The organism is Pseudomonas segetis, from assembly GCF_900188155.1.
In the GTDB taxonomy this organism is placed as follows: Bacteria; Pseudomonadota; Gammaproteobacteria; order Pseudomonadales; family Pseudomonadaceae; genus Aquipseudomonas; species Aquipseudomonas segetis.
The window spans coordinates 262,321-288,448 of record NZ_FZOG01000005.1 but is presented as its reverse complement, the minus strand read 5'-3'; the positions used below and the strand labels follow the sequence as shown (position 1 = coordinate 288,448).

The 26,128-nt window shown below is 57.1% G+C and carries 24 protein-coding genes; 13 read left to right on the top strand and 11 right to left on the bottom strand.

Features of this window, described 5'->3' with window-relative positions; genetic code table 11:
- Nucleotides 1–241 precede the first annotated feature (241 nt).
- Nucleotides 242–1,705 carry an NCS1 family nucleobase:cation symporter-1 gene (locus CHB79_RS17240; RefSeq protein ID WP_089360793.1) on the top strand — a complete coding sequence of 488 codons (1,464 nt, stop codon included), beginning with the start codon at nucleotides 242–244 and terminating at the stop codon, nucleotides 1,703–1,705.
- An 84-nt stretch (nucleotides 1,706–1,789) separates the two neighbouring features.
- On the opposite strand, the gene CHB79_RS17235 is transcribed toward CHB79_RS17240, so the two are convergent.
- Nucleotides 1,790–2,611, bottom strand: a complete 822-nt coding sequence (locus CHB79_RS17235; protein ID WP_089360792.1) for a transporter substrate-binding domain-containing protein — start codon at nucleotides 2,609–2,611, stop codon at nucleotides 1,790–1,792.
- 62 nt (nucleotides 2,612–2,673) lie between these two features.
- Nucleotides 2,674–3,669: a GTP 3',8-cyclase MoaA gene (gene moaA, locus CHB79_RS17230; RefSeq protein ID WP_089360791.1), complete on the bottom strand. Its 996-nt coding sequence runs from the start codon at nucleotides 3,667–3,669 to the stop codon at nucleotides 2,674–2,676.
- Between the two features lie 204 nt (nucleotides 3,670–3,873).
- Between moaA and CHB79_RS17225 the strand changes: the two genes are divergently transcribed.
- A complete protein-coding gene (locus CHB79_RS17225) occupies nucleotides 3,874–4,518 on the top strand; it encodes a TetR/AcrR family transcriptional regulator (protein WP_010488751.1) in 645 nt (214 codons plus the stop codon).
- An 85-nt stretch (nucleotides 4,519–4,603) separates the two neighbouring features.
- Here the strand turns inward: CHB79_RS17225 and CHB79_RS17220 are convergent, their stop codons facing one another.
- The gene (locus CHB79_RS17220; protein WP_010488754.1) at nucleotides 4,604–6,280 is read right to left on the bottom strand and encodes a DEAD/DEAH box helicase; all 1,677 of its coding nucleotides are present in this window, start codon (nucleotides 6,278–6,280) and stop codon (nucleotides 4,604–4,606) included.
- Between the two features lie 387 nt (nucleotides 6,281–6,667).
- Between CHB79_RS17220 and CHB79_RS17215 the strand changes: the two genes are divergently transcribed.
- Nucleotides 6,668–7,459 (top strand): crotonase/enoyl-CoA hydratase family protein, encoded by a 792-nt coding sequence (locus CHB79_RS17215; RefSeq protein WP_089360790.1) that lies wholly within the window; start codon nucleotides 6,668–6,670, stop codon nucleotides 7,457–7,459.
- 101 nt (nucleotides 7,460–7,560) lie between these two features.
- Here CHB79_RS17215 and CHB79_RS17210 read toward each other — a convergent pair whose 3' ends face one another.
- Complete coding sequence (locus CHB79_RS17210; protein ID WP_089360789.1) at nucleotides 7,561–8,334, bottom strand: spermidine synthase; 774 nt, start codon at nucleotides 8,332–8,334, stop codon at nucleotides 7,561–7,563.
- Nucleotides 8,335–8,501: 167 nt separating this feature from the next.
- Here CHB79_RS17210 and CHB79_RS17205 point away from each other — a divergent pair, with 167 nt between their 5' ends.
- From CHB79_RS17205 to CHB79_RS17185, 5 genes are all read left to right on the top strand, one after another.
- Nucleotides 8,502–9,836, top strand: coding sequence for a flavin-containing monooxygenase (locus tag CHB79_RS17205; protein ID WP_089360788.1), 1,335 nt, complete (start codon nucleotides 8,502–8,504; stop codon nucleotides 9,834–9,836).
- Between the two features lie 9 nt (nucleotides 9,837–9,845).
- Nucleotides 9,846–10,787 carry a bile acid:sodium symporter family protein gene (locus CHB79_RS17200; RefSeq protein ID WP_089360787.1) on the top strand — a complete coding sequence of 314 codons (942 nt, stop codon included), beginning with the start codon at nucleotides 9,846–9,848 and terminating at the stop codon, nucleotides 10,785–10,787.
- The gene (locus CHB79_RS17195) at nucleotides 10,784–11,566 is read left to right on the top strand and encodes an SDR family NAD(P)-dependent oxidoreductase (protein WP_010488765.1); all 783 of its coding nucleotides are present in this window, start codon (nucleotides 10,784–10,786) and stop codon (nucleotides 11,564–11,566) included. Before CHB79_RS17200 ends, CHB79_RS17195 begins: the two co-directional genes overlap by 4 nt.
- 140 nt (nucleotides 11,567–11,706) lie before the next feature.
- Complete coding sequence (locus CHB79_RS17190) at nucleotides 11,707–12,438, top strand: sulfite exporter TauE/SafE family protein (RefSeq protein WP_089360786.1); 732 nt, start codon at nucleotides 11,707–11,709, stop codon at nucleotides 12,436–12,438.
- A 26-nt stretch (nucleotides 12,439–12,464) separates the two neighbouring features.
- A complete protein-coding gene (locus CHB79_RS17185) occupies nucleotides 12,465–14,264 on the top strand; it encodes an N-acyl-D-amino-acid deacylase family protein (protein WP_089360785.1) in 1,800 nt (599 codons plus the stop codon).
- Between the two features lie 57 nt (nucleotides 14,265–14,321).
- On the opposite strand, the gene CHB79_RS17180 is transcribed toward CHB79_RS17185, so the two are convergent.
- The 3 genes from CHB79_RS17180 to CHB79_RS17170 all read right to left on the bottom strand — a co-directional run bounded on the left by CHB79_RS17180 (nucleotide 14,322) and on the right by CHB79_RS17170 (nucleotide 15,894).
- Nucleotides 14,322–14,966 (bottom strand): DsbA family protein, encoded by a 645-nt coding sequence (locus CHB79_RS17180; protein WP_089360784.1) that lies wholly within the window; start codon nucleotides 14,964–14,966, stop codon nucleotides 14,322–14,324.
- Nucleotides 14,963–15,406 (bottom strand): disulfide bond formation protein B, encoded by a 444-nt coding sequence (locus tag CHB79_RS17175; protein ID WP_089360783.1) that lies wholly within the window; start codon nucleotides 15,404–15,406, stop codon nucleotides 14,963–14,965. Before CHB79_RS17175 ends, CHB79_RS17180 begins: the two co-directional genes overlap by 4 nt.
- A 119-nt stretch (nucleotides 15,407–15,525) precedes the next feature.
- Nucleotides 15,526–15,894 (bottom strand): hypothetical protein, encoded by a 369-nt coding sequence (locus CHB79_RS17170; protein ID WP_141133436.1) that lies wholly within the window; start codon nucleotides 15,892–15,894, stop codon nucleotides 15,526–15,528.
- A 260-nt stretch (nucleotides 15,895–16,154) separates the two neighbouring features.
- Here CHB79_RS17170 and CHB79_RS17165 point away from each other — a divergent pair, with 260 nt between their 5' ends.
- Nucleotides 16,155–17,501, top strand: a complete 1,347-nt coding sequence (locus CHB79_RS17165) for a class II 3-deoxy-7-phosphoheptulonate synthase (protein WP_089360781.1) — start codon at nucleotides 16,155–16,157, stop codon at nucleotides 17,499–17,501.
- A 52-nt stretch (nucleotides 17,502–17,553) separates the two neighbouring features.
- Here CHB79_RS17165 and CHB79_RS17160 read toward each other — a convergent pair whose 3' ends face one another.
- Complete coding sequence (locus CHB79_RS17160; protein ID WP_089360780.1) at nucleotides 17,554–18,477, bottom strand: response regulator; 924 nt, start codon at nucleotides 18,475–18,477, stop codon at nucleotides 17,554–17,556.
- A gap of 2 nt (nucleotides 18,478–18,479) precedes the next feature.
- The gene (locus CHB79_RS17155; protein WP_089360779.1) at nucleotides 18,480–19,784 is read right to left on the bottom strand and encodes an ATP-binding protein; all 1,305 of its coding nucleotides are present in this window, start codon (nucleotides 19,782–19,784) and stop codon (nucleotides 18,480–18,482) included.
- A gap of 297 nt (nucleotides 19,785–20,081) precedes the next feature.
- Here CHB79_RS17155 and CHB79_RS17150 point away from each other — a divergent pair, with 297 nt between their 5' ends.
- Genes CHB79_RS17150 through CHB79_RS17140 form a run of 3 tightly spaced genes read left to right on the top strand, consistent with a single transcriptional unit; the run spans nucleotide 20,082 to nucleotide 22,502 of the window.
- Nucleotides 20,082–21,476 (top strand): ethanolamine ammonia-lyase subunit EutB, encoded by a 1,395-nt coding sequence (locus tag CHB79_RS17150; protein WP_089360822.1) that lies wholly within the window; start codon nucleotides 20,082–20,084, stop codon nucleotides 21,474–21,476.
- A gap of 10 nt (nucleotides 21,477–21,486) precedes the next feature.
- Entirely contained in the window at nucleotides 21,487–22,302 is an 816-nt protein-coding gene (gene eutC, locus CHB79_RS17145) for an ethanolamine ammonia-lyase subunit EutC (protein ID WP_089360778.1), read from the top strand.
- A gap of 32 nt (nucleotides 22,303–22,334) precedes the next feature.
- Nucleotides 22,335–22,502 (top strand): DUF2897 family protein, encoded by a 168-nt coding sequence (locus tag CHB79_RS17140; RefSeq protein ID WP_010488787.1) that lies wholly within the window; start codon nucleotides 22,335–22,337, stop codon nucleotides 22,500–22,502.
- A gap of 49 nt (nucleotides 22,503–22,551) precedes the next feature.
- On the opposite strand, the gene CHB79_RS17135 is transcribed toward CHB79_RS17140, so the two are convergent.
- A complete protein-coding gene (locus tag CHB79_RS17135; protein WP_089360777.1) occupies nucleotides 22,552–23,322 on the bottom strand; it encodes a type 2 periplasmic-binding domain-containing protein in 771 nt (256 codons plus the stop codon).
- Nucleotides 23,323–23,477: 155 nt separating this feature from the next.
- The gene (locus tag CHB79_RS17130; protein ID WP_010488791.1) at nucleotides 23,478–24,098 is read right to left on the bottom strand and encodes a TetR/AcrR family transcriptional regulator; all 621 of its coding nucleotides are present in this window, start codon (nucleotides 24,096–24,098) and stop codon (nucleotides 23,478–23,480) included.
- A gap of 230 nt (nucleotides 24,099–24,328) precedes the next feature.
- Between CHB79_RS17130 and CHB79_RS17125 the strand changes: the two genes are divergently transcribed.
- Complete coding sequence (locus CHB79_RS17125; protein ID WP_089360821.1) at nucleotides 24,329–26,113, top strand: acyclic terpene utilization AtuA family protein; 1,785 nt, start codon at nucleotides 24,329–24,331, stop codon at nucleotides 26,111–26,113.
- The last annotated feature ends 15 nt before the right edge of the window (nucleotides 26,114–26,128 follow it).

Below are 26,128 nucleotides of genomic sequence, written 5' to 3'. Positions count from 1 at the left end.
GCCGCACAGCCTTGGTGCTGCAAACCCTAACATCCGCCCAAGTCATGTCAGCTGACCGGACCTGATTAGTGTGCAAAAAATATAGTTTTTGTACGTAATTTTTCATGTTTTGTTGCCTCTAGTATCCATTAATGTGTACAACGATAGACTTCCACCACGCGTTAACGGACAAAGCGGCACAGTTCATGCTCATACAGGCCAACTACCTCAAGTCATCGACCGAAGCATAAAGGACGTTCAAATGCCCGATGAAAATCTAAAAATAAAAAACATCGAACCTAGCCTCTACAACGAAGACCTGGCCCCGCTGGAACACCACAAGCGAACATGGGGCAGCTTTGAAATATTCAATGTCTGGTCCAATGACATCCAGAGCCTGTTTGGCTATACCCTTGCGGCAACCTTGTTTATCTCATACGGGCTGAGTGGCTGGGCCGTATTGTCAGGCATCGTTCTTGCCGGTTTTATCGTGATGTTGCTGGTACAACTCACGGGCAAGCCCAGCGTCAAGTACGGTATTCCCTTTCCGGTAATGGCCCGTGCCAGCATGGGTGTTCGTGGTGCAAACTTCCCCGCAGTGGTGCGCGGTATCGTCGCCATTTTCTGGTATGGAGTGCAGACCTACTTCGCCTCAACCGCTGTAGCGCTGCTGCTTAACTCATTATTTGCCACGGGTAACGAGAGCACTTTCCTGGGCATGACAGCATTGGGTTGGCTGTCGTACGTGATTGTATGCATCTTTCAAGTAGCGTTGTTTATCCGCGGTATCGACTGGATCACCAAATTCCTCAACTGGGCCGGACCACTGGTCTATGCGGTCATGATCGCCTTGATGATCATGATCTGGTACAAAGCCGGCCCATCGCTGCTGAGCGAGCTGAGCACTATTTTCCGCGGCACCGGTGACTACAAAGCCGGACCGGTTGCTGCATTCGCCGCAGTCGTTGGCACCATGGTGGCTTATTTTGCCGCTGTGGTTATCAACTACGGCGACTTTGCCCGCTTCGTCAAAACCGAAAAGCAAATGACCCTGGGCAACTTCCTTGGCTTGCCGGTGAGCCTGGCAATTTTCTCGATGATTGCCCTGGTGATCACAGCCGGTACCGTTGTGGTCTTTGGTGAAACACTGACCAATCCGACCGACATTATCGCCCGCGTCGATAACCTGACCCTGACAATCATCGCCGCTGTCACCTTCTTTGCCGCCACGGTTGGCATCAACCTGGTCGCCAACTTTATTCCACCCGCCTACGACATCGCCAACCTGGCACCTGACCGCATCAGTGCCCGCACCGGTGGTTTCATCACTGCCGCCATTGCGTTTTTTATTGGCGCCTTGTGGGTCTCGTTTATCAGCCAGGTCGGTATTGCCGGTTTCGTTGATACCCTGGGCGCAGTCCTCGCCCCGCTCTACGGCATTCTTGTTGCCGACTATTACCTGATCAGCAAGCAAAGGCTCAATTTGCAAGATCTGTTCAGCGCAGAGGAAGGTGCAAGCTATTACTACGATGGTGGCTGGAATCGTAAGGCGATGCTCGCCTTTGGCGTTGCCTCCATCTTCTCCATCGCCACTGTCTGGGTACCAAGCCTGCAAATTTTCAATGGCTACTCATGGCTGTTCGGCGCCCTGCTCGGCGCAGCGTTTCATTACCTGTTGATGCGTGGCCATGGCGCCAGTATTCGTGTCGTACAATCCGAGCAGTAAGCAAACCTAAGGCGCCCGGAATGGACCCGGGCGCCTGCTACATGGCTTAAAACCTTTAGCACGCCTTCTGTATCTGCGAACCAATCATCCGCCCGCAGCTGCCTTGGCCTTTTGGCGTTTGAGGAAATCGACCTTCCATTGCTCCATGCCCATGAATTCAGAGTCTAGGTTGGCCTCGACCTGGTATTTGTCTTTCAGGGCAGCCACTTCAGCGCTGTGCTCGACCAAAAAGCGATCGAAGCGCTGAATCAACTCAGGATATTTGATGCTGGAAAGCTCAAAGCTGCCCCGTGTATGGGGCAGCTTTGGGTCAAACACCAAAGCCCCAGGCCGTGCACGAATAGTGTCCAGGTAATGCGTGGCCACCACCACATTGAAATAGGCACCGTCAGTGTCCTTCTTCAGGGCTTGCTGGATCATTTTGCGCAAGTCGGCGCTGTAGCTGAGGCTAACCTGCTTGTTTTCGACTTGCTGCTCATAGGCCCAAGGCGTCCAACCCTCGACAATCGACAAGCGCTTTAACGCCGTCAACGGCTGTCCAACCCGTGCGGGCGCGACCAATACACCATCGACGTAATCAACCACTGGCTGGCTGTAGCTCAAGGTCTTGCCTGCTTTGTACGCCTGCGCCCAGAGATCGCTGTCTGGGTATTTGAAATCCACCTGTCCTTCCAGCAATGCCGGCAACAACTGGTTAACCGGCAATGGGCGATACTCCAGCTCGATACCGCTGCTGGTGGCGAACAAGTCCAAAACCTCGCGGGCGAAGCCCTGATAGTGGCCCTGTTTATCAATGCTGTAGTGCGGAGCAAAGGACAGGGCCTCGACCCCGACCACATAGCGCTGCGCGGCAACAGGGGCAGATACAAGTAAAATCGACAAGCAGCAGAGGTGACGGTGCTTCACAGCAACCCTCCTGGTTATTGTTGTTGGTTTGGGTAGTGCCACAGGGCATTTTCTGGAGACGGCTAGCCGCCAGTCATACTCATAAACCTGACGACCTGGACTTGCTCATCAGTGGCGAAATGATGCCGCTCGGGCTTTAGCTTGAGTGCATCCTGCAAGGTATTGCGCAGCAGCTGGCTATTGCCGGGGTTGTTGCGCATAAGCTGTTTTAAATCCAGGGCTCCCTCGTTACCCAGGCACAGCACCAGCTTGCCTTCGGCAGTGACCCTGACCCGATTACATGCACTACAAAAATTATGGCTGTGTGGGGAAATAAAGCCTACCTGGGTCTGGCTGCCCTCAACCTGCCAATAGCGCGACGGCCCGCCCGTGACCTTGGCGCTGCGTCTCAGGACAAAACGCGATGACAGACGTTGGCGCACCTCATCACTGGAGCAAAACGTCAACTGGCGTTGATGGCAGGTGATAGCGCCCAACGGCATCTCTTCGATAAAACTGATATCCAGGCCACGAGCGACCGCGAACTCCACAAGTTCAACCACCTCATCATCATTGCGGCCTGTCTGTACCACGCAGTTGAGTTTGATCTTGTGGAACCCTTGCGCGCGTGCGACATCAATCCCGGCAATCACTTGCTCGAGCCGATCGCGCCGGGTGAACTCGGCGAAGCGATCCGGCCTTAACGAGTCAAGGCTGACGTTAAGCCGATTGACCCCGGCCGCATGCAACTGCGGCGCAAGTTCGGCCAATTGCGAGCCGTTGGTGGTAATTGCCAGGTCCTCAAGCTCCGGTCGCTGGCCCAGGCGCTGTAGCAGGCCCAGCAGGTTCTTGCGCACCAGTGGTTCGCCGCCGGTGATGCGGATGCGCTTGACGCCCAGGCCAATAAAGGCATCCGCAACCGCATAGAGTTCTTCGAGGCTAAGGATCTGCGAACGCGGCGCAAACACCATGTCTTCGCTCATGCAATAGGTGCAGCGAAAATCACAGCGGTCGGTAACCGACAGCCGCAAATAAGTGATGCGCCGACCAAAGGGATCGACCAATTGGGCGTTTTGCACAGCAAGCCTCCAAAATCCCTGAAGCGAAACACACTAAAGATAGGCGAACGATACAAGCAGATAAGACGGGCATTGTACAGAATTACCTGACTTTAAAGTCAGAATATTCCAATTAGACCAGCCAACTTGAGCCAGTCGCAACGCCGGTGCTAACATGCCCGACCGCCGCCCGAGGCCGGGCGCAACATGGACATTTAGAGGCTTATGACCAGTATCCGCGAGCGCAACAAAGAGCTGATTCTGCGAGCTGCCAGCGAAGAATTCGCCGATAAAGGCTTTGCGGCGACCAAGACCAGTGATATCGCCGCCAAGGCGGGCTTGCCAAAGCCGAACGTCTATTACTACTTCAAATCCAAAGAGAACCTCTACCGCGAGGTGCTCGAAAGCATTATCGAGCCATTGCTGGCAGCCTCTGCGCCCTTCAACCAGCCAGGCCAACCGGCTGAAGTGCTGACCGGATACATTCGCTCGAAAATCCGTATCTCACGCGACTTTGCCTTTGCCTCCAAAGTCTTTGCCAGCGAGATCATGCACGGCGCGCCACACTTGAGCAGCGACCAGACCGAACAGCTCAATGCGCAAGCCAAGCACAATATTTCCTGTATCCAGCGCTGGATTGATCAAGGCCTGATGGCCAAGGTCGACCCCAACCACCTGCTATTCAGCATCTGGGCTGCCACCCAGACTTATGCAGATTTCGACTGGCAAATATCCACCGTGACCGGCAAGGCCAAACTCGACGATGCTGATTATGATGCCGCCGTCGATACCATTACCCGCCTGGTACTCAAGGGCTGTGAAATCAAGCAGCACACCGCCGACGCATCGGAACAAGTCACCAGCACCTGAGCCTGCAATCACGAACCCGGCAGGCTGTAGCTGAGAATTACAGGCATAAAAAAACCCGCACTTGGCGGGTTTTTTATGTTGAGGATTAATCCTCGCGATAACGACGCAGCTTGAGCGGCTTGCCACCGACGCGAGTGTCCTTGAGCTTGCCAAGCAGGCGATCGAGGCCCTCTTCCGGCAACTCAACCAGGCTGAAGCTCTCGCGAATCTGGATACGACCAATGGCTTCACGCGCCAGGCCACCCTCGTTGAGGATTGCACCAAGCAGGTTTTTCGCAGCGATACCATCACGCGCACCCAGCGCGGTACGGCAACGAGCACGGCCCTCAGCCAAAGGCATTGGCGCACGGCGCTCACGATCACCACGAGCTGGACGCTCGCCACGATCAGGACGATCACCACGGTCACGTGGACCGCTGCTCGGAACCAAAGGCTGCTCTTTCTCGACATCGGCCAAGGTCAGTGCCTGGCCGTTGGTCGCTTTGCGCAACAGTGCGGCTGCCAGCGCACGCGGGCTGCAGCCGATATCGGCAGTCAGGCGGTCAAGCAGATCGCCATGGCTTGCTTCGGCATCGGCAACCAGCGGCGCCAGGCTCGAGGTCAACTTCTTGATGCGGGCATCGAGAACCTGCTGGGCGTTTGGCAGTTTGACTTCACCGACCTTCTGCCCGGTTACGCGCTCAATTACCTGCAGCATGCGGCGCTCGCGCGGCGTTACCAGCAACAGTGCGCGACCTTCGCGACCGGCACGGCCAGTACGGCCGATACGGTGTACATAGGACTCCGGGTCGTACGGCATGTCGACGTTGAATACGTGGGTGATACGCGGAACGTCAAGGCCACGGGCAGCAACGTCGGTAGCAACCACGATATCCAGGCGGCCATCCTTGAGCGAGTCGATAACACGCTCACGCTGGTTCTGGGCAATGTCACCGTTCAGCGCAGCCGCTTTATAGCCTTTGGCTTCCAACGCACTGGCCAGGTCCAGGGTCGCTTGCTTGGTGCGCACGAAGGCGATCAAGGCATCGAACTCTTCAACTTCGAGCAAACGCAGTACAGCGTTTACTTTCTGGTCGGCGTGGATCAGCAGGTGAGCCTGTTCGATACGTGCAACAGTCTGGGTCTTGGCAGCAATCTTGATGTGCTGTGGCGACTTCAGGTGCTTTTCAGCAATGGCGCGGATCGAGTGTGGCAAGGTTGCCGAGAACAGCACGCTCTGGCGGCTTTCTGGCATAGCCTGGAAGATCACTTCCAGATCATCCATGAAGCCCAACTTGAGCATTTCGTCCGCTTCGTCGAGCACCAGGTGCTGAATGGTCGAAAGTACTTTTTCATCGCGGCGCAGGTGGTCAACCAAACGACCTGGGGTTGCAACTATAACCTGCGCCCCCTGACGGATAGCCTTGAGCTGCGGGCCCATTGGCGCGCCACCGTAGACGGCAACGACATTCAAGCCTGGCATCTGCTTGGAATAGGTTTCGAACGCGGTGGCCACCTGCAAAGCCAGCTCACGGGTCGGCGCGAGAATCAGCGCTTGTGGCTCACGCTTGGCTGGGTCGATGCGGCTCAGTAATGGCAGCGCGAATGCTGCAGTTTTACCGGTACCGGTTTGTGCCTGGCCGATCATGTCATGGCCGGCGAGAATAACAGGGATGGCTTGCTGCTGGATCGGAGAAGGTTCTTCGTAGCCAACTGCGGTCAGGGCTGCGAGAATATTTTGGGTAAGTCCGAGCGCGGCGAAGCCGCCGATTTCCTGGGTCATGGGTCTGCCTCTAAGTGCATCCGCAAAGACCCATGCTCCAAAGCTGCGCATGCCGTGTAAGACCCTGGGGTCACCCTGGCAGCCGTGTCGGCGGGGATTTGCGAAAACGTATGATAATTGAATCGTCAAGGATAGCCCGTTATACGGACTGGCTGCCGAGGAAAGCCCCCCAGCGAGTTGCACTACCTGAACGCGGCCAAGAATTGACCGGCGCGCACTATACCGGAAAAGCTGACAAATGTGACGGTTTTCCGTTAATTAAACTCAAACACTGCCAAACGGTCATATTTTTAAGCCCTGTCCACACAGCCGCTGCAGTTCGTGGACAAGCTCAATCATGAAGGCTATACCCCAGTAAACCTCGAATATGTAGAAGGATCTTTGCTTATGAGCGCAAGCAACGCCGGACAGGTCAGTCGTGAAAAACGCGACCACGTAATGTTGATTGGCCTTGATCGATGCGCCAAACGTAATGCCTTTGACCTCGATATGCTCAACGACCTGTGCATGGCTTACGGTGAGTTCGAACGTGATGATGATGCACGCGTAGCCTTGATATTCGCCCATGGCGAGCATTTCACTGCCGGTCTCGACCTGGCCAGCATAGGGCCGGAGTTCACCTCTGGATGGCAAGTGCCTGCTGGCGGTTGCGACCCATGGGGGGTGTTTGGCGGCCCACGGGTGAGCAAGCCGGTGATAGTTGCAGCAAAGGGTTATTGCTACACCATTGGTATCGAATTGATGCTGGCCTCGGATATCAACTTGTGCGCCAGCAATACCCGTTTTGCGCAAATGGAGGTTCAACGCGGCATCTTCCCATTCGGTGGCGCCACCTTGCGCCTGCCGCATATCACCGGCTGGGGCAATGCAATGCGCTGGCTGCTGACCGGCGATGAATTTGACGCCCATGAAGCCTATCGCCTGAGCCTGGTCCAGGAAGTACTTGCCAGTGAGGAGTTGATGCCACAGGCCTTGTGGCTTGCGGGGCGAATTGCCGCACAAGCGCCACAGGCCGTCCGCGCGACATTGGCTTCTGCCCGCCAGACGGTTCGTGAAGGCGAAGCAGCGGCAGCGGCCAGCTTGCATCCAACCCTGATGAAGCTGATGAAAACCGAAGATGCCAAGGAAGGCCTCAAAGCCATGCTTGAACGCCGCCCTGGAGACTTCAAGGGCCGCTGAACCCATTAGCCAATCTCCATTGGATACATACTGATGTTGTTTGCGCGCCGATGGACAAGCTGCGCTTGTCGCATCCTACGAGCGCAGAAACACCAGCCTGGCTAACTGGCGGGGCGCAACGCAGTGATCAAGGGCTGCAGCGAATAGCCAAGCTCTGGCGCCAGGCGTTCGGCCCGTGCCTGCAAGCCAGGCATGTCCAGTACCTGATCAAGTTCGGCGGGAACCAGCAACATCACATTGCCCTCTTTGACCGGACACTCCCAATAATGCCGATTGAACAGCCCGCGCAGTAAAGCTGCGCCCAATGGCTTGCCATCATCGGTTGCCCATTGGTTGATAATCAACCAGCCACCGGGGTTGAGCTTGCGCTGGCAATCCTCAAGAAAACGCCACGCCAGATGGGCAACTCCCGGGCCGTGGTCGGTGTACAGGTCAACGAAAATCAGATCCGCGGTTTCAGCGCTGGGCAGCAGGTCCATGGCATCGCCGATACGCACGGTCAACCTCGGGTCGTCATCAAGACCGAGGAAGTCCATGGCCAGGCGCGGGACATCGGCGCGCAACTCGATGGTTTCAACATCATCGAGCGGCAGGAACTTCAGGCATGCCTGGGTCAGGTTACCGGCGCCCAACCCCAGAAACAGCGCCGTTTCCGGTGACTCATGGGCCAGCGCCCCCAGAAACATTGCCCGCGTATAGTCGTACTCAAGCCAACTGGGATCAGCGCTGAATACGCAGCTCTGCTCAATCGCATCGCCGAACTCTAGAAACCGGTATTCACCGATTTCAACCACACGAATCACACCGAATGCGTCATGCACTTCAGCCAGCAAACGCTCTTCTTGCAATTCATCTTCCGGAGGTAATCCAGGCATCACCCGCTCTCTACCGTGACATCCCTGACCAGGATATGTCGGGGAAAGGCGCCGATTGTCATTGAAGTAGGCCCCCGCGGTCACGCAATAATTAACCCAGTTATCGAGCATTGCGCGGCATGCGCGGCTATCGGCCTTAACAACAATAACAACGCCAGAGGTTACATATGTACGCCATTATCGGCGCAGGCCCAATGGGCTTGTGCACTGCACGCCAACTGAAAAAGTATGGCATCGACTTTATTGGCTTCGAGCTTAACGGCGATGTGGGCGGCTTGTGGGATATCGATAACCCGCACAGCACCATGTACGAGTCGGCCCACCTGATCTCATCAAAGGGTACGACCCAGTTCAGCGAGTTTCCGATGGACGAAGATGTGGCGCCCTACCCGCATCACAGTCAAATGCGCCGTTACTTTCGCGACTATGCCGAGCACTTCGAACTGCGCCCCCATTACCACTTCAACACCCGCGTTATTGAAATCCAGCGCTTGGACAAAGGTTGGAAGCTAATCAGCGAACATGACGGCGAGCAACGTAGCTGGCAGTTCGATGGCGTGCTGATCGCCAACGGCACCCTGCACAAACCCAATATGCCAAAGCTGCCGGGCACCTTCAGTGGCGAACTGATGCACTCCAGCGAATACTCAAGCCCCGAGGTATTCAGCGGCAAACGCGTGCTGATTGTCGGTTGTGGCAACTCGGCCTGTGATATTGCGGTCGACGCGGTGCACCGCGCAGCCTCGGTTGATCTTTCAGTCCGCCGCGGCTATTACTTCCTGCCCAAGTTCATCCTGGGCAAACCGACAGATACCTTTGGTGGCGCTGTCAAGCTACCGCGCCCCATGAAGCAGTTTATCGATGGCCTGTTGATCCGCGCCCTGGTTGGCAAGCCGTCCAATTACGGCCTGCCTGACCCCGACTACAAGCTCTATGAATCGCACCCGGTGATGAACTCACTGGTTTTGCACCACCTGGGTCATGGCGACATCAAGGCGCGGCGTGACATCGCGAGGATTGATGGCCAGCAAGTGACGTTCAGCGACGGCCAAACCGCCGAATACGACCTGATTCTGCAAGGCACCGGCTACAAGCTGGATTACCCCTTTATTGCCCGTGAACACCTCAACTGGCCAGCCCAGGTCGGCGCCCCGCAGTTGTACCTCAATGTCTTTCACCCCGAGTACGATGACCTGTTCATGATGGGCATGGTCGAGGCATCCGGCCTTGGCTGGCAAGGGCGCGACGAGCAGGCGGAATTGGTGGCCTTGTATATCCATCAATTGCAGCAAGGCAGCGCGGCGGCCAGGGCATTCCAGGCAATCAAGCGCGAGCGCGCGAGCATTCGTCTCGACGGCGGCTATAACTATCTTGAGTTGGAGCGCATGGCCTACTACGTGCACAAAGACACTTACCGGCAAAGTATCGCCAAGCACAGCGCAGAGCTAAAAAGTGAACTGGCCAGCCAGTCAGCAGCGTTTATCAGCAGCAGCGCACAGTAGGGATCGTTTGTGGAAAACGTAGCGATTCAATTCGACCCATCGAGCCTGATCCTGATCAACCTCATCCTCGCGGTGATGATGTTTGGTGTTTCCCTTGATCTCAAAATCGATGATTTCAAGCGCATCGCCCGTGAGCCCAAGGCGCCAGCCATCGGCTTGGTTGCGCAGTTCATTCTGCTTCCGGCATTGACCTGCCTGGCCTGTTGGGCGTTGAAGATCGAGCCCATGCTGGCAATGGGCATGGCGCTCGTTGCTGCCTGCCCCGGTGGCAGCTTCTCCAATATCATGACCTGGATGGCGCGCGGCAATGTGGCGGTGTCGGTGAGCATGACGGCAGTTTCCAGTGTGGCTGCCAGTGTTTTAACCCCGCTCAACTTTGGCCTGTACGCCTGGCTAAACCCCTATACACGCCCGCTGCTGACCGAGATATCGATTGATCCGCTGAATTTACTGTTGATGGTGCTGTTGGTGCTTGGCTTGCCGCTGGTACTTGGCATGTGGGTTGGCAAAGGCTTCCCTGGCCTGTCGAAGCGTATCGAAAAACCCCTGCGCATCTTTGCATTGCTGGTCATGCTGGCATTTGTCGGGATCGCCTTTAGCAAGAACTTCGAGCAATTCCTCAGCAACTTCCACCTGTTCTTCTGGTTGGTAGTCGCACATAACGCCCTGGCACTGTCGACTGGCTATATCAGCGCCCGCTTGAGTGGCTTGCCAGCGGCTGATCGCCGTGCAATCACCCTTGAGGTCGGCATCCAGAACTCGGCGCTGGGGCTGGTGATTATATTCACCTTCTTCCCCCAGGCCAGCGGCATGTTGCTGATCGCTGCATTCTGGGGCTGCTGGCACTTGGTCACGGGCCTGAGCCTGGCTTATTTGTGGTCTCGCAGGCCACCCGCTGACGCCACATCCACCCTCAATAAACTGACGCCAGCCGGAGAAAAACAGTTATGAAAGTCGTCCTTATAACTGGCGCCGCCAGCGGCCTCGGCTGGGAACTTGCGCGCGCCTGCCATGCCCGAGGTCATGCCCTGCTGCTGACAGACATCGATGCTGTCGGCCTGGCTGAGCGTATTGAGCAACTCGGTGGCGAACAGGTGCTGGGCATTGCTGGCGACATCACCGACCCTGAGACTCACGGCCAATTGTTGCAAGCCTGCACAGAGAAATTCACACGCCTTGATCTGTTGATCAACAACGCGGGCATCACCCATCGCTCACCCACCGTCAAGACTCAAACTGCGGTCTTTCACAAGGTCATGGCCGTTGACTATCACGCGCCATTGGAACTCACCCTGAGCGCCCTGCCCTTGTTGCGCGAAAGCGCTGGCCAGGTCGCGGCAATTGGCTCAATGGCCGGTTGGATGCCAGTGCTGGGCCGGGCGGGCTATTGCGCGGCGAAAAGCGCACTGAGCCAGAGCTTCGAGGTGCTGCGCGCAGAGATCGCGCAACAAGGTATCGGCCTGTTGATGGTCTACCCAAGCTTTCTCGACACCCCCATTGACCGTAATGCGCTGGGCGCCGATGGCAAACGCGCCGGGCATGCGCGCTCGACCATCGGCCAGATTCGAGGCGCAGACTGGATGGCCGAACAAATACTGGTCGCCCTGGAGCAACGCCGCGAACGCTTGTTTCCTGATCGTGGCAGCTGGCTTGCCAGCTTGTTGTGGCGAATCGCCCCGGCCTATTACTACAAGAAAATGAGCCAGCGGTTTGCCGGAGAAATGGAATAAGGCTCATCAATCACCATCACAGAGAAATCCATGCGGCATGACCAGCGCCCCTTGAGCATCCACCGATGGCTGGGAGTGGACAAGGTGCTTAACGCCCTGGAAGTTTCTGTAACTCAATACCCGCTTAAAAGAGAAACCTAATGGAACTGGCTTGGATTGCCCTGGGCATATTCATATTGCTCGCCTATACGCTTGAAGCCGTTACCGGCTTTGGCAGTATCGTGATTGCCTTGTCACTCGGCGCACTGCTGCTGCCAATCGAGCTGCTGTTGCCGATCCTGGTACCGCTCAATATCTGCATGACCGGTTACTTGAGCTGGCGCTACCGCAAACTGATTGACCTAAAACTGTTGCTTGGCATGATCCTGCCAGGCATGGCAGTCGGCACCATTATTGGCTATGCGTTGCTGCCGGTAATCGATGCCCAGTTGGCCAAGCGCGCTCTCGGCGTGCTGATACTGGTGTTTGCCGGGCGCGAGCTGTTGCGCCTGCGCACATCAAGCGTCAGTCATGCGCGACCACTTTGGCAAAACCGGATGATCACAGTGGCCGCAGGTATTAGCCACGGCCTGTTTGCTTCTGGCGGCCCCTTGCTGGTCCATGCGCTGGCCGGAAACACCCTGGATAAAAGCCGCTTTCGCGCCACCCTGGTTTGCGTCTGGTTCAGCCTCAATTCGTTGCTGACCCTGGCCTTTATGCTCGACGGCAGGCTCTATCCGACGCTGCCTCAGGTCGCGTTCTACGCACCACTGTTACTCATCGGCGTCTGGCTGGGCGAACGCCTGCACCGGCATGTCAATGAGCAGTATTTCCGCATAGCCATTTACAGCCTGCTGTTGGTAACCGGCTGTCTGTTGCTGATACCGCGTTAAGCAACCTCTGAGTCCCTGGAGCCTTTATGAACTACGACATAATTATAAAAAACGGTTTGTACTTCGACGGTAGCAACCAGCCCGGCCAGGTTCGTCACCTCGGTATACGTGATAATCGCATCGACGCGGTCAGTCTCAGCGCTCTGGATGAAACCGGCTGCACGCAGGTGATAGACGCTACTGGAAAGTGGGTGACGCCCGGCTTTATCGAGATTCACTCGCACTATGATGCCGAGGTCATTGCTGCGCCCGCACTTAAAGAATCAGTGCGCCATGGCGTGACGACCGTCACCGTCGGCTCCTGCTCGATCAGCATGGTGCTGGCGGATGCCGAAGACTGCTCCGACCTGTTTACCCGGGTTGAAGCGGTACCACGCGAGTACGTGCTACCTATACTGCAACAGAACAAGACCTGGCGTGATGCGGCCGGTTATCGCCACTTTTACAACCAGCATCCGCTAGGTCCGAACCTGTGCTCATTTCTCGGCCATTCCGAACTGCGCGTTGAAGTAATGGGGCTTGAGCGCGCGACGAGCAAGGTCAAACCCACCGAAGCCGAGCTGCAACGCATGGAGCAACTGCTTGAAGAGGCGCTAGATGCCGGCTGTCTCGGCCTGTCGGTCATGACTACCCGGCTAGACAAGATGGATGGAGATCGTGCCTGGTCAAGCCCGCTACCCTCCACCTTCGCCAACTGGCACGAGTTTTCGCGCCTGTTCGCCATCCTCCGTCGCCGCAACGCGCTGATGCAGGGCGCGCCCGATGCAGTCACCAAGATCAATGTGTTCGCCTTTCTCTGGCAAGCCCACGGCTGGTTCAGGCGCCCGCTGAAAAGCACCATGCTCACCGCGCTGGATCTCAAGTCCCAACCCATGCTGCACCGCTTCACCCGCTTTTCGGGCTGGGTGGCCAATAAATTGCTGCGCGGGAATTTTCGCTGGCAAACCCTGCCTGCGCCGTTCACCTTGAGTCTGGAAGGGCTTAATGTGAACGCATTCGAGGAGTTCGGTGCGGGCGAGATACTGCGCAACCTGAAGGAGCCGGATGAGATTTACGCCAAGGTCAATGACCCCGCGTTTCGTACCCTGTTCAAAAAACACGTCAAGGCCATTTTCACCATTGGTCTATGGCACCGTGACTTCTCGGACTGCTGGGTTACCGGCTGCCCGGATGCTTCGATGATCGGTAAAAACTTCGAACAGTTGGGCCGTGAGCGCGGTGTTGATGCAGTCGATGCCTACTTCGACATCGCCACCCAGTATCGCGACCAGCTCAAGTGGCAGACCTGCTACGGCAACCATCGGCCAGAGGTCATGCATAAGTTGCTCGCCAGTGACTGGACCCAGCCTGGTTTTGCCGACTCCGGCGCGCATTTGCGCTCTATCGCCCAATACAACTTTGCCCTGCGCCTGCTCAAGTATGCACGCGACGCCGAACTGGCGGGCAATGCCTTTATGGATACAGGACGCGCAGTACACCGCGTCAGTGGCGAGCTTGCCGACTTTATCGGTATCGACGCGGGCTATATTCGCGTTGGTGATCGTGCCGACGTGGTCGTTATCAACCCCGAAGGCCTGACCGACGCCCTGGACACAATTTGCGAGGCGCCAATGGAGGTGCTGGGCTTGCAGCGCGTAGTGAAACGCAATGACGAGGCGGTTGAATACACCCTGATTAACGGTCGCATTGCCTATCAACGCGGCCGGGAATTCGCCGATGAACTAGGCAAGCAGCAAGGTTTTGGTCAGTTCCTTGAAGGTCGGGACGTTCTGGCGCGTCAACCGACAGCACAACAGGCAGGCCTCAAACCCGCCACAACCTGCTGACCCAGTTGCAGAACCCGCTGACAGGGCTTGTACCTGGCAGCGGGCATTGCCATGGGGTTATTTGACCTGGGCAATCTCCTCCTCGACCAGGTTTATCAGTTGCTCAGAGCCAAAGCTGGGTAGCGATTTACCGTTCACGAAAAAGGTTGGCGTCTGCCTGATACCCACCGCTTTTGCATCGGCTGCGTCTTTTTCCAGGGTCGATGTGATATCCGCGCTCATCATTTCTGCCTTGGCCTTATCAACATCCAGGCCCGCCTGTTCGGCTGCCGCCCAGGCCATTGTGACTTGCGAATCATCATGCCACTGCGGCTGAGAAGCCATCACGGCCTCCAGCACCTGCGGATAAACGCCCTGCTTACGGGCGGTTTCGAGAATGCGCGCAGCAGTTTCCGAGCCCTCATGAAACAGCACATAACGTAGCACCAGGCGTACATCATCGGGGTTGTCCGCCAGCAGCTTCTTCACCAAGGGAAAGAAGGCGCGACAGGCCTCACAGGAAGGGTCGAAAAATTCGACAATAGTCACTGGCGCGCTGGCAGAGCCGATCACCGGCGAGTGAAAGCGAACCAGCGAACTGGCCGCTGCTGGTGGCGTTGCAGCCTGCTCCGGGGCTTGCGCCGACTTGAACCACAGGGCGCCCCCAGCGAAGGCGATGACCAGCACGCTGGCAATCACCAGCACAGTTAAACCTCTGTTCATTGGGTAGATCTCCGGGAAATCATCAAAAGAAGCATGCAGATAAGGCTGAATACGATCAGCGACAGCACAGGCAGCGCGATAGCACCGAAAATGGTCATATTGCTGCTGGAACACGAACCACCTGCCCCGCAGGGTTGGATGCTGTCGCCGAAAACACCGAAATACAGCAGGCTGTGGTAAAGCGCGACTAACCAGCCAAGGCCGGCAACCGGCAAGGCATAGCGCCACACGGTGGCGTCGGAGCGGTAACAGGCGACACCCAGCACTATCGCCAGCGGAAACATGAACACTCGCTGAAACCAGCAAAGATTGCAGGGCGCCTGGCCCATCACCTCACCGATAAACAGCGCACTCAAGCTGGCCACCAGCGCCAGCGCCCAGGCGCAGAGCAGCAAGTGCCAAGCGCTGAACAGCTGGGCCTTGTTGGATGGGGCGGTCATGCTCGCCACCTGCCGGCAACAGGCAGGCACGCCAGCCACACAGCCTGGCTGTGAAGAAAAGGAAATTGCATAAGTTGATCCCAAATTACAGGTATCTGGAGCCGCGGTGCGGCGGTTAATCAGATCAGCAAGAAGGATCGCGGCGGGCGTTCAATCGGTTCGATAAAGCCCATGGGCTGGCGGTGCAGGATGCTGGCACTCGGCACCTCGACGCGCGGCAATGCAGCGACCAGATAGGCCGCAGTCAATGATGGCGGCTCGTGGGCATGATCGGCAGTTGAAGAGGATTGATTATCGGCTGTGCACAACACGCAGGAGCTGGATGTCGCCAGGCTTTTACCACCGGAGTCAAGGCCTGCCACGGCGTTTGCCACGGCTGTTGGCGCTTCAATCCCCGTTAACAAGGCACTGGTCTGCCAAAGCCAGACCATCAAAAAGGCCAGGCTCAACGCACGAAGCATTCTCAGGCTGAAGGTGCAGCGGGGCATTGAATCATCCATGGGTTGCAAGACGAGCGCAGCCAGCAAATCAAGGTAGGCTAAAACCGGTTCGCTCAATTGCATGCATTCGAGCATAGCCCTGGATTATCCGGCAAGCGTCCTTGCAGGCAATTGATTACCGATTGCTACAAGTAGCAACAGACGCCCGCCACAATCGATAAACCCTGGCTATCACACTGATATTTTTGAAGCGCTCAGCCAATCGGTTACCATGCATGCCTGCCTAACCTATTGAATCGAGAATCGCGATGTCACAACCTTGGAGTCCCGATAGCTGGAGAGCCTGCCCAATCCAGCAGCAACCGCAGTACCCGGATGCAGCCCACTTGGCTAAAGTCGAGCAAACCCTGGCCGGTTATCCGCCATTGGTATTTGCAGGCGAAGCCCGAGAATTGCGTCGTCAGTTTGCGGAAGTGACTCAAGGTCGTGCATTTTTGCTGCAAGGCGGTGACTGCGCCGAAAGCTTTGCCGAGTTCAGCGCCGCCAAGATCCGCGACACCTTCAAGGTGTTGCTGCAAATGGCAATCGTGATGACCTTCGCTGCTGGTTGCCCAGTGGTAAAAGTCGGTCGCATGGCTGGCCAGTTCGCCAAGCCGCGTTCAGCCAATGATGAAACTATCGACGGCACCACCCTGCCCGCCTACCGTGGCGATATAGTCAACGGCATCGGTTTTGACAGTGCCAGTCGCGTGCCGGACCCGGAGCGCCTGCTTCAGGCTTATCACCAGTCCACAGCATCACTGAACCTGCTGCGTGCATTTGCCCAAGGCGGCTTCGCCGACCTGCATCAGGTTCATCAGTGGAACCTCGACTTCATTGCCAACTCGGATCTGGCCGAGAAATACAGCGCCCTTGCCGACCGCATCGATGAAACCCTGGCCTTTATGCGTGCCTGTGGCATGGACGCTTCGGCACAGGTGCGCGAAACCAGCTTCTTCACCGCCCACGAAGCCCTGCTGCTGGGTTACGAGCAAGCCTTTGTACGCAAGGACAGCCTCACCGGGCGTTTCTATGATTGCTCCGCCCATATGCTCTGGATTGGTGATCGCACCCGCCAACTCGATGGCGCGCACGTTGAGTTCCTGCGCGGCGTGGAAAACCCGATCGGGGTCAAAGTCGGGCCAAGCATGGGCAGCGAAGACCTGATCCGCCTGATCGATATCCTCAATCCCGAGAATGACCCAGGTCGCCTGAACCTGATCGTGCGCATGGGCGCCGACAAGGTCGAGGCCGGTCTGCCGCGCCTGATTCAAACCGTGCAGCGCGAAGGCCGCAACGTGCTCTGGAGCTCTGACCCCATGCATGGCAACACCATCAAGGCTTCAAGCGGCTACAAGACCCGCGACTTTGCCCGGATACTTGCCGAAGTTAAGCAGTTCTTCGCCGTGCATCAGGCTGAAGGCACCTACGCAGGCGGCATTCACATCGAGATGACCGGGCAAAATGTCACCGAGTGCATTGGCGGTTCACGGCCCATCACCGAAGACGGTCTGTCTGATCGCTACCACACTCACTGCGACCCACGGATGAATGCTGATCAGTCCCTGGAGCTGGCCTTCCTGATTGCCGAAACCCTGAAACAGGTTCGCCGCTAAAGCCATTGATGCTGTGCTCGAGCTTCACCCCGAGCACAGCAGGCTTGTCTTTCTAGGCACTTAGCCGCTCACGCAAGCGGCCCAGCATGCCGAACAAACTGCCTACCCGCTCGCGTTCCGGCTCATTGGTCGGCACCTGCGCCAGGCGCATCACTGCAGTTTCAGGTTCTGCACGCCAGATAATGGCTTGTTCAACAGCGGCGCCCAGGCCTTTCTCAAACATCCCGCGCCGTATCGGCTTGGGCAGATAACGAAAGATCTGCGCCTCGTTGATCAGCTTGAGCAATGCCTGGGTATCGCAAAACGGCGTGACCACGATACTCAACAAACGCGGATGAGCCTGTGCCAGGGTTTTAAGCAGAGGCGCGGTGTCGTCCCCGGCCAGCTTCAAATCACTGACCAGCAGCTCAACCGGCTCGCTGTTGAGAATGTGCATCGCCTCGGCAATATTGCGTACGCGCAACAAACGATGACCGCCCTGCTGGCAAAATGCATCAACCAGGGCCAGGGTCTCGGCATCATTGTCCAGTAGCAACACATTGAGCCGGGCGCTCATGGCACTGATCGACGCTAACTCGACAGGCGTGCTAGCCGCCGGTTGGCGCAGGGCAATTTCAGCCGCCTGGCGCAAGGTGAACGCCATTTCCTGAGGGTCCCAGGGCTTGGTCAGGTAGCGAAAGATACCGCCGTTATTCAGTGCATCAACGGCGGCATCCAGGTCTGAATAACCGGTCAAGAGTATGCGCAAGGTATTGGGTGCCAATTCACGGGCCTGGGCAAGCAATTCTGCGCCGCTCATGTGTGGCATGCGTTGGTCGCTGATCAGAATATGCACCGGTTGGTCCTCCAGCCGCTGCAAGGCGCGGTGCGGGTCACTTTCGGTCAAGACCTCGTACTGGCGGCGAAACTGCACCGCCAGGCTGCGCAATATGCGTTCTTCGTCATCGACAAACATGATGCGTGGCAAATGGCTCATATTCAGGCACTCCGTTGAAGTTGAGCCGCCTGTGGTCGCGGCAGGCGAATCAAAAAGCGCGTACCGCGCCCAGGCTCAGAGGCCACACGAATCAACCCGCCGTGGTCCTGAACAATCTTGAAGCAGATAGACAAACCCAAGCCGGTGCCCTGGCCAACGGGTTTGGTGGTGAAGAAAGGATCAAATATCCGCGCCACCACATGCGCTTCCATGCCCTTGCCACTGTCCTGCAGGGAAATAAACACAGCGTCCTCATCGGCCCAGCTCTTGATGACAACCTGGCCAAAGCCCTCAATGGCATGTACCGCGTTGTTGAGCAGGTTGAGCAGGACCTGGTTGATCTGTGACGGGGCGCAGGCAATCAGTGGCAGCTGGCCAAGGTGCAAGCTGATTTCGGCTTTGTCCTTGGTGTTGTTACGGGCAATCAACAAGGCGCTGCGAATACAGTCGTTGATATCAACCTCTTCGCTCATCGCCCGGTCAAGCCTGGCGAAATCCTTGAGCCCGACCACCAACTCGGCAATCTGCTCCAGGCCATACATGGTGTCGGCAAACAATTGCTGCATATCAGCACTGAGCAACTCAGGCGCTGCAGCTTCACGGGCCTGGGCCGCGAGTGCAAAAGCATCAGCAAGCTGCTCTTCGGTGGTATCGGGGTTGGCCATGCAGTCTGCCAGGCGAGCTTGCGCATCGGTCAGTTCGAATAACGCCGCGCCCAGCTCATTCATCAATTGGACATTGTTTTTGACATAGCCCAGCGGAGTGTTCAATTCATGGGCAACGCCGGCCACCATTTGCCCAAGCGATGCCATTTTCTCCGACTGGATCAACTGCGCCTGGGACTCCTTCAGGTCATGGAGCGCCTTGCGCAGCACCGTGTTGCGCTGAGCTATGCGCGACTCCATGGCCTTGAGCAAGTCGAGCACTGTGCCCAAGCCCTGGTAATGGCCAGCCTGATCAACCAACACGAAATCCTCTGTGATCGGGTATTGCAGTTGTCCGGTGATCTGCCTGGCGGCCTCTTCCAGACTGGTCGCCAGGCTGACCACCAAGGGCTGGGCGTTCATTATCTCGGTAACCGGATGCCGGCCACGCAAGTCACGGCCAAATCGCTGCATGAAGATGTCTTGTAAGGCGGTTCGACTGACCAGCCCCAGCGGCTTTCCCGCGCTGTCGACTATTGGCAGCGATAGAAAAGCCTTGTGCTGGGGGGTTAACAACCGGTCGGCGACATCAGCAATACTCATGTCCGGCGCAAGTGGCTCAACCGCTTTGAGCAACTGCGTAAGTGCGCTGGCAGTGGGCATCAGGCAACTCCTTGCTGGATTAGGCCTGTCATTTAAGCAGCGTCAAGTTGCCATCATGTGACATCGATCCCAACCCGGCAGACTGCAACGGCGCTGTCATCACCCAGTCATATTGGCCTAGACCAGTGCAACCTGAACCGCCCACGCACCAGCATGAATCAAACCTTGGCAGCGCTATGGGCTTCCCGGCTTGGATTCACAGCAATACAAGCCCCTGGCACGGCCACTGCAAAGGCAATTCAAAGCAAGGGTTTGCAGCGTTTGCACTATCACCGGCACTACACCGAGGCCCATCAATTGCCTTACCAAACCTCAATAGGCGCCCTGCGCTACCGTTTTGATGACCTTAAAAGCCTGCTCGGCAAAGCCAGTCCGGCCCGCTCCGGTGATTATCTGGCAGGCCTTGCAGCCGCGACCTACGAAGAGCGCATGGCCGCGAAAATGGCCCTGGCCGAGTTGCCACTCAAGCAGTTTCTCAATGAAGCGCTGATTCCTTATGAGCAGGATGAAGTCACTCGCTTGATCATTGACCGTCATGACAAGCAGGCTTTTGCGGCTATTAGCCATTTTACCGTTGGGGACCTGCGCGACTGGCTTCTGCTCGACAGCACAGACAGCCAGGTGCTGGCCGCCGTCGCACCCGGCATAACCCCGGAAATGGCGGCCGCGGTCAGTAAATTGATGCGCAACCAGGACTTGATCCTGATTGCGCGCAAATGCCGGGTCGTCACCGCGTTTCGCAACACTATCGGCCTGCCTGATCGCTTATCCGTTCGTCTGCAACCCAATCATCCGACCGACGATGTCCGCGCAATAGCGGCCAGCATGCTTGACGGGCTGTTGTATGGCTCAGGCGACGCCACGGTTGGGATAAACCCTGCCAGCGACTCATTGTCGACGCTGATGCGCCTGTGGCAGATGATGGATGAAGTTCGCCAGTATTTTGATATCCCCATGCAGAGTTGTGTGCTGACACACGTCACCACGCAAATCCAGGCCATCGAGGCTGGCGCGCCTGTCGATCTGGTCTTTCAATCCATTGCAGGCACCGAGAAAACCAACAGCAGCTTTGGCATCAACCTGAACCTGCTGCGTGAAGCACATCAAGCCGCGCAGTCACTAAGGCGCGGCACTGTCGGTGATAACCTGATGTACTTTGAAACCGGCCAGGGCAGCGCCTTGTCCGCAGGCGGCCACCACCAGGTTGACCAGCAAACCTGTGAGGCCCGCGCCTATGCCGCCGCCCGTGAGTTCAACCCACTGCTGGTCAACACCGTGGTTGGCTTTATCGGCCCCGAATACCTGTACGACGGCAAACAAATCATTCGCGCGGGCCTGGAGGATCACTTCTGCGGCAAATTGCTGGGCCTGCCGATGGGCTGTGATGTGTGCTACACCAACCATGCCGAAGCCGATCAGGATGATATGGACACCCTGCTGACGCTGTTCGGCGCTGCAGGAATCAACTTCATCATGGGCATTCCGGGCGCCGATGACATCATGCTCAACTACCAGAGCACCTCCTTTCACGACGCGCTCTATCTGCGCAGTGTCATGGGTTTGAAGCGTGCGCCTGAGTTCGACGCCTGGCTGGCGCGCATGGCCATCACCGAGACCAATGGCAAGCTGCGCGATATCGGTCGCGGCCACCATCTGCTGCAACAACTGCAGCGTATCTCTGGCGCCGCCTGAGGCATTGACGATGAGCGACGACCTGATCCAGACCAACCCATGGGATCAACTGCGCGCCCATACTTCTGCGCGTATAGCCCTGGGCCGCGTGGGTTCGAGCTTGCCTACCCGTGAAGTGCTCGCCTTTGGACTGGCCCACGCCCAAGCCCGTGATGCCGTGCATCGGCCACTGGACATCAACGACCTCAAGCAACAGTTGAAAACCCATGGCTTTCGCACACTGCAGGTTCATAGCAACGCCGCGGACCGGAACAGCTATCTACTGCGCCCCGATTATGGACGCCACTTGCACGATGACAGCCGGGTTTATCTTGAGCATGAACTGGCCGCCCCGGAACTGGCGATTGTGATAGCCGATGGCCTGTCAGCCATTGCTGCGCAGCGTCACGCATTACCCTTACTGCTGGCCTTTCGCGAACAGTTCGACACTGACTGGCCCAATACCCCGGTGGTGCTTGCAGAACAAGGTCGCGTGGCGATCGGCGACGGTATCGCCGTCGCACTGCGAGCGCGCCTGGTTGTGGTGATGATTGGTGAACGCCCTGGCTTGAGCTCACCGGATAGCCTGGGTATCTACCTGACTTACCAGCCCAGGCTCGACAGCATGGACAGCCAGCGCAACTGCATTTCCAATGTGCGCCCGCAAGGCCTACCTTATGCCCAGGCGGCCGCCAAGCTTGACTACCTTGCCCGTGAATCATTGCGCCTGCGGCTTTCAGGGGTGACCTTGAAGGATGACAGCAACCTGGCCAACGCGCCCGGCCAAGCAACTGCTATGGTATCAAGTGACCAGCCACCGAATGACAGTCTGCAGATCCCAGAGTAAGCTAGTTGTTCACCCCTGATTGGGAGCCGAGCATGCCTTGGTATATCTGGTTATTGATTATTGTCGTTTTAGGTTCCATCGTTGGCGGCCTGATGATGCTCCGCGACACAGCAAAACCGTTGAACCTGACCGATGAGCAGCTTAAGCGCATCCACAAACGTAATATCGAGCAAGACGCCAAGGATGCCCAGGACTCCTAGCGCTTAGTAGGCCCGGCCTGCTCAGCTAGGCCCTGGGCGGGTTCAATGGCTAGTTGTCCTGGCGCACGACCTTGATGTCGTAGGGTGCAAAAATTGCGTCCAGCTGCCCTGACTGGCGCAAGTCTTCAAGCAACTGACTAAAACGCTGTGCGCTGATGGGCGCGTTGTTGCGCAAGATCGCATGGTGGGCATAAACCTGGTCGACCCGCTCGGATATCAACAGGCCCTTTGCATACTTGGGATAGCTCTCGAAAAAAGCCTTCAGGTACGAACGCGTCACCAGGGCAATATCAGCTCGTCGGTGGACCACCATCATGATATTACCGTCAAGGGATCGACTAACGATGGCATTATGAGCTTTAGCCAGATAGCCAGGGTCAGTGTTGAACCCTGCGAACGCATAGTGATAACCGTTGAACAAAGCCAATCGTTTACCCAGGATCTTGTCGAAATAAGCCTGCTGGCGTCCCTGCGCGGTGCGCGCGACAAACACCTCGGCGTCTTCAAGCCCCATATCGACGCTTTGGTTGGGAATATCCTGCCAACCCCAGCGTGGATTCTCGAATAGGCTGATATCCACCCGGCCATTGTTCAGGTCAGCGTAACGCCGCTGCAAGGAAGTCGGGACAATGATGAATTCGAACTCAGCCTGCTGGTTGTTCAGTGCAGCGATCAACTCCGGCAGCAAGCCACGGCTCGTCACCTCGCTGGCTCCGAATGCATAGGGCGGAAAGTACACGCCACTGACGTTGACAACCTGCCTGGCCAGCGAAGTACTCGAAAAGATTATCAACAAAGCAGCTATCAACGGCTTGAACATAGGCTTGCCTATTACCCGAACATCCATATTGGCAAATAGCCACTAATTGCAAACTCTACCCTAGTTAATGGAGCTGCAAAATGCGCAAAGTGACCACTTGGCTGAAAGTGTCGGTTTTGCGCCAGGTTTTGTCCGTTCCCTGGAAGGCTCGTCTATCAGTCTTTCAACACCAGCGATAATGCCTCTTCGGCGAGTTGATCAAGGCTCATTGGCCCCTCGGAGCGAAACCAGGTTGTGGTCCAGCTCAAAGCCCCGGTCAGGAAGCGCCGGATAATGAATGGATCGGCCTTGAAGTAGCCCTCTGCCTTGGCTTGCGCCAAAACCTCCAGCCAGATCTGCTCATAGGTCTCACGCAGCGCCAGGATGTGGGCACGGCCTTCATCTGACAACGACCTCCACTCATAGACCAGCACTGCCATCGCCTCCCCTGTGCCCCCCATGATCGACTGCAATTCACAACGAATAAGCGCCAGCACTCGTTCGCGCAAGGTGGTTGCCTCATCCAGCGCGGCTTGCATCATGGCGGTGTTGTAGCGAACCGTTTCCTCCATCACCGAGCGCAGAATTTCATCCTTGCTCTTGAAGTGGTGAAAGATGCTGCCTGACTGGATACCAACTGCGCTGGCGAGGTCACGCACCGTGGTGCGCTCATAGCCTTTGCTGCGAAACAGGTGCGCGGCCGTTTGCAGTAATTTTCCACGGGCGCTGTCCGGGTCCGTCACCAAGCCATTGGCAACCAGTTCCTGCATGACAGCCTGGGCCTTCAAATCATCCAAACTTTTTACTCCTGGAATACCTGCCAGCAACTTGCCGGAAAACCATCGAACCGCTGCCAAAGAGGCCGACAAGTGCTTGTTGGAATTAACGAAATCTATGCCTACACGGTAAACCAAGCAAGCGCTTGGCACTAGCTCAGCATAGAAATATCACAGCAAAGGCTTTTCAACCAAGCGCTTGCTTGGTAGTGTTGATCACACCCTATCTGCATGTTGCGGGCCTGACTCTAATGACTAAAACCGTACGTATCGGCTGCGCCAGCGCATTCTGGGGCGACACCTCCACTGCCGCCGCCCAGCTTGTCAACGGGACCCGGCTGGACTACCTGGTATTTGACTACCTGGCCGAAATCACCATGTCGATCATGGCCGGGGCCAAAATGAAAAACCCGGATACCGGCTATGCCAGCGATTTCGTCGAGACACTGCAGCCACTGCTGAACACCATTGCCACACGCAATATCCGTGTTATCAGCAATGCTGGCGGGGTCAATCCCCAAGCCTGCGCGGCGGCGCTTGCTGCGGCCTGCGAAAAAGCCGGAGTCGAATTGAAAATCGCCGTGGTGCATGGCGACAACCTGCAAGCCAAAGCCAGCGAACTGGCCAAAGCCGGCACACTGGAAATGTTCAGCGGTGCAGCAATGCCGCCCTTCTGCGTATCGGTCAACGCCTACCTGGGTGCCCCGGGGATTGCGGCTGCGCTCGAACTGGGTGCGGACATAGTCATTACCGGCCGGGTCGTCGACAGCGCGGTGGTCAGCGGTGCCTTGGTCCATGAATTCGGCTGGTCCTGGAGTGACTACGACAAGCTCGCCCAGGCGGCGCTTGCCGGCCATCTCATCGAGTGCGGCGCGCAATGCACCGGCGGCAACTTCACCGACTGGCAAGAGGTTCCGGATTACGAGCATATTGGCTTTCCAGTGATAGAGGTTGGGGCTGACGCTGGTTTCACTGTCAGCAAGCCAGAAAACACTGGCGGCCTGGTAAGCCGGCTGACCGTCGGCGAACAGCTGCTCTACGAAATTGGTGATCCGCACGCCTACCTGCTGCCTGATGTGACCTGCGATTTCAGCCAGGTCGAACTGCAGCAGTCTGGCTCCAACCGTGTTGCAGTCAGCGGTGCAAAAGGCTCGGCGCCAACCGAGACTTATAAAGTCAGTGCAACCTACCCAGATGGTTTTCGCTGCACAGCCAGTTGCTTGATCAGCGGTATGGATGCAGTGAAAAAGGCGCAACGGGTCAGCCAGGCGATTATTGCCAAGACCGAGGAGATATTCGCTGAACGCGGCTGGGACAAGTATCGCGAGGTGAATATCGAATTGCTTGGCAGCGAAGCCACCTATGGTCCACATGGCCAGCGCCAGGATACCCGTGAAGTGGTGATCAAGCTCGCAGTACGCCACGCCAGAAAAGAAGCCTTGATAGTCTTCTCGCGGGAGATTGCCCAGGCTGCAACCGGCATGGCCCCGGGCTTGACCGGGATTGTCGGTGGACGGCCAACGGTCTACCCGGTTATCCGCCTGTTCTCCTTCCTGGTCGACAAGTCCGCCTGCGCAGTTGAGGTCGAGATCGACGGCCAGCGCCACGGCGTGGCCCTCCCTTCCCTGGAGCCCGGTCAGCAACATTCCCTGATCACCGCTGCACCGACAGCAAGCGGTCCTACGCCAACCTGCATACCGCTGATCAAGCTGGCGGTTGCACGCTCCGGCGACAAGGGCAATCACAGCAATATCGGGGTCATGGCCAGAAAGCCCGAATACATGGCATGGATCGCGGCTGCTTTGTCCGAGGCAGCCGTGGCCGGATGGATGGCCCATGTCCTTGAACCAAGGCAGGGCAAGGTCAGCCGTTGGTATTTACCCGGTACCCATAGCTTGAACTTCCTGCTGGAAAACGCCTTGGGCGGTGGTGGTGTCGCCAGCCTGCGCATTGACCCACAAGGCAAGGCCTTTGCCCAACAACTGCTGGAATTTCCGGTGCCAGTCCCTGCTGCCCTGGCGAGCAGCCTGGAGTAGACGATAGACACGCGC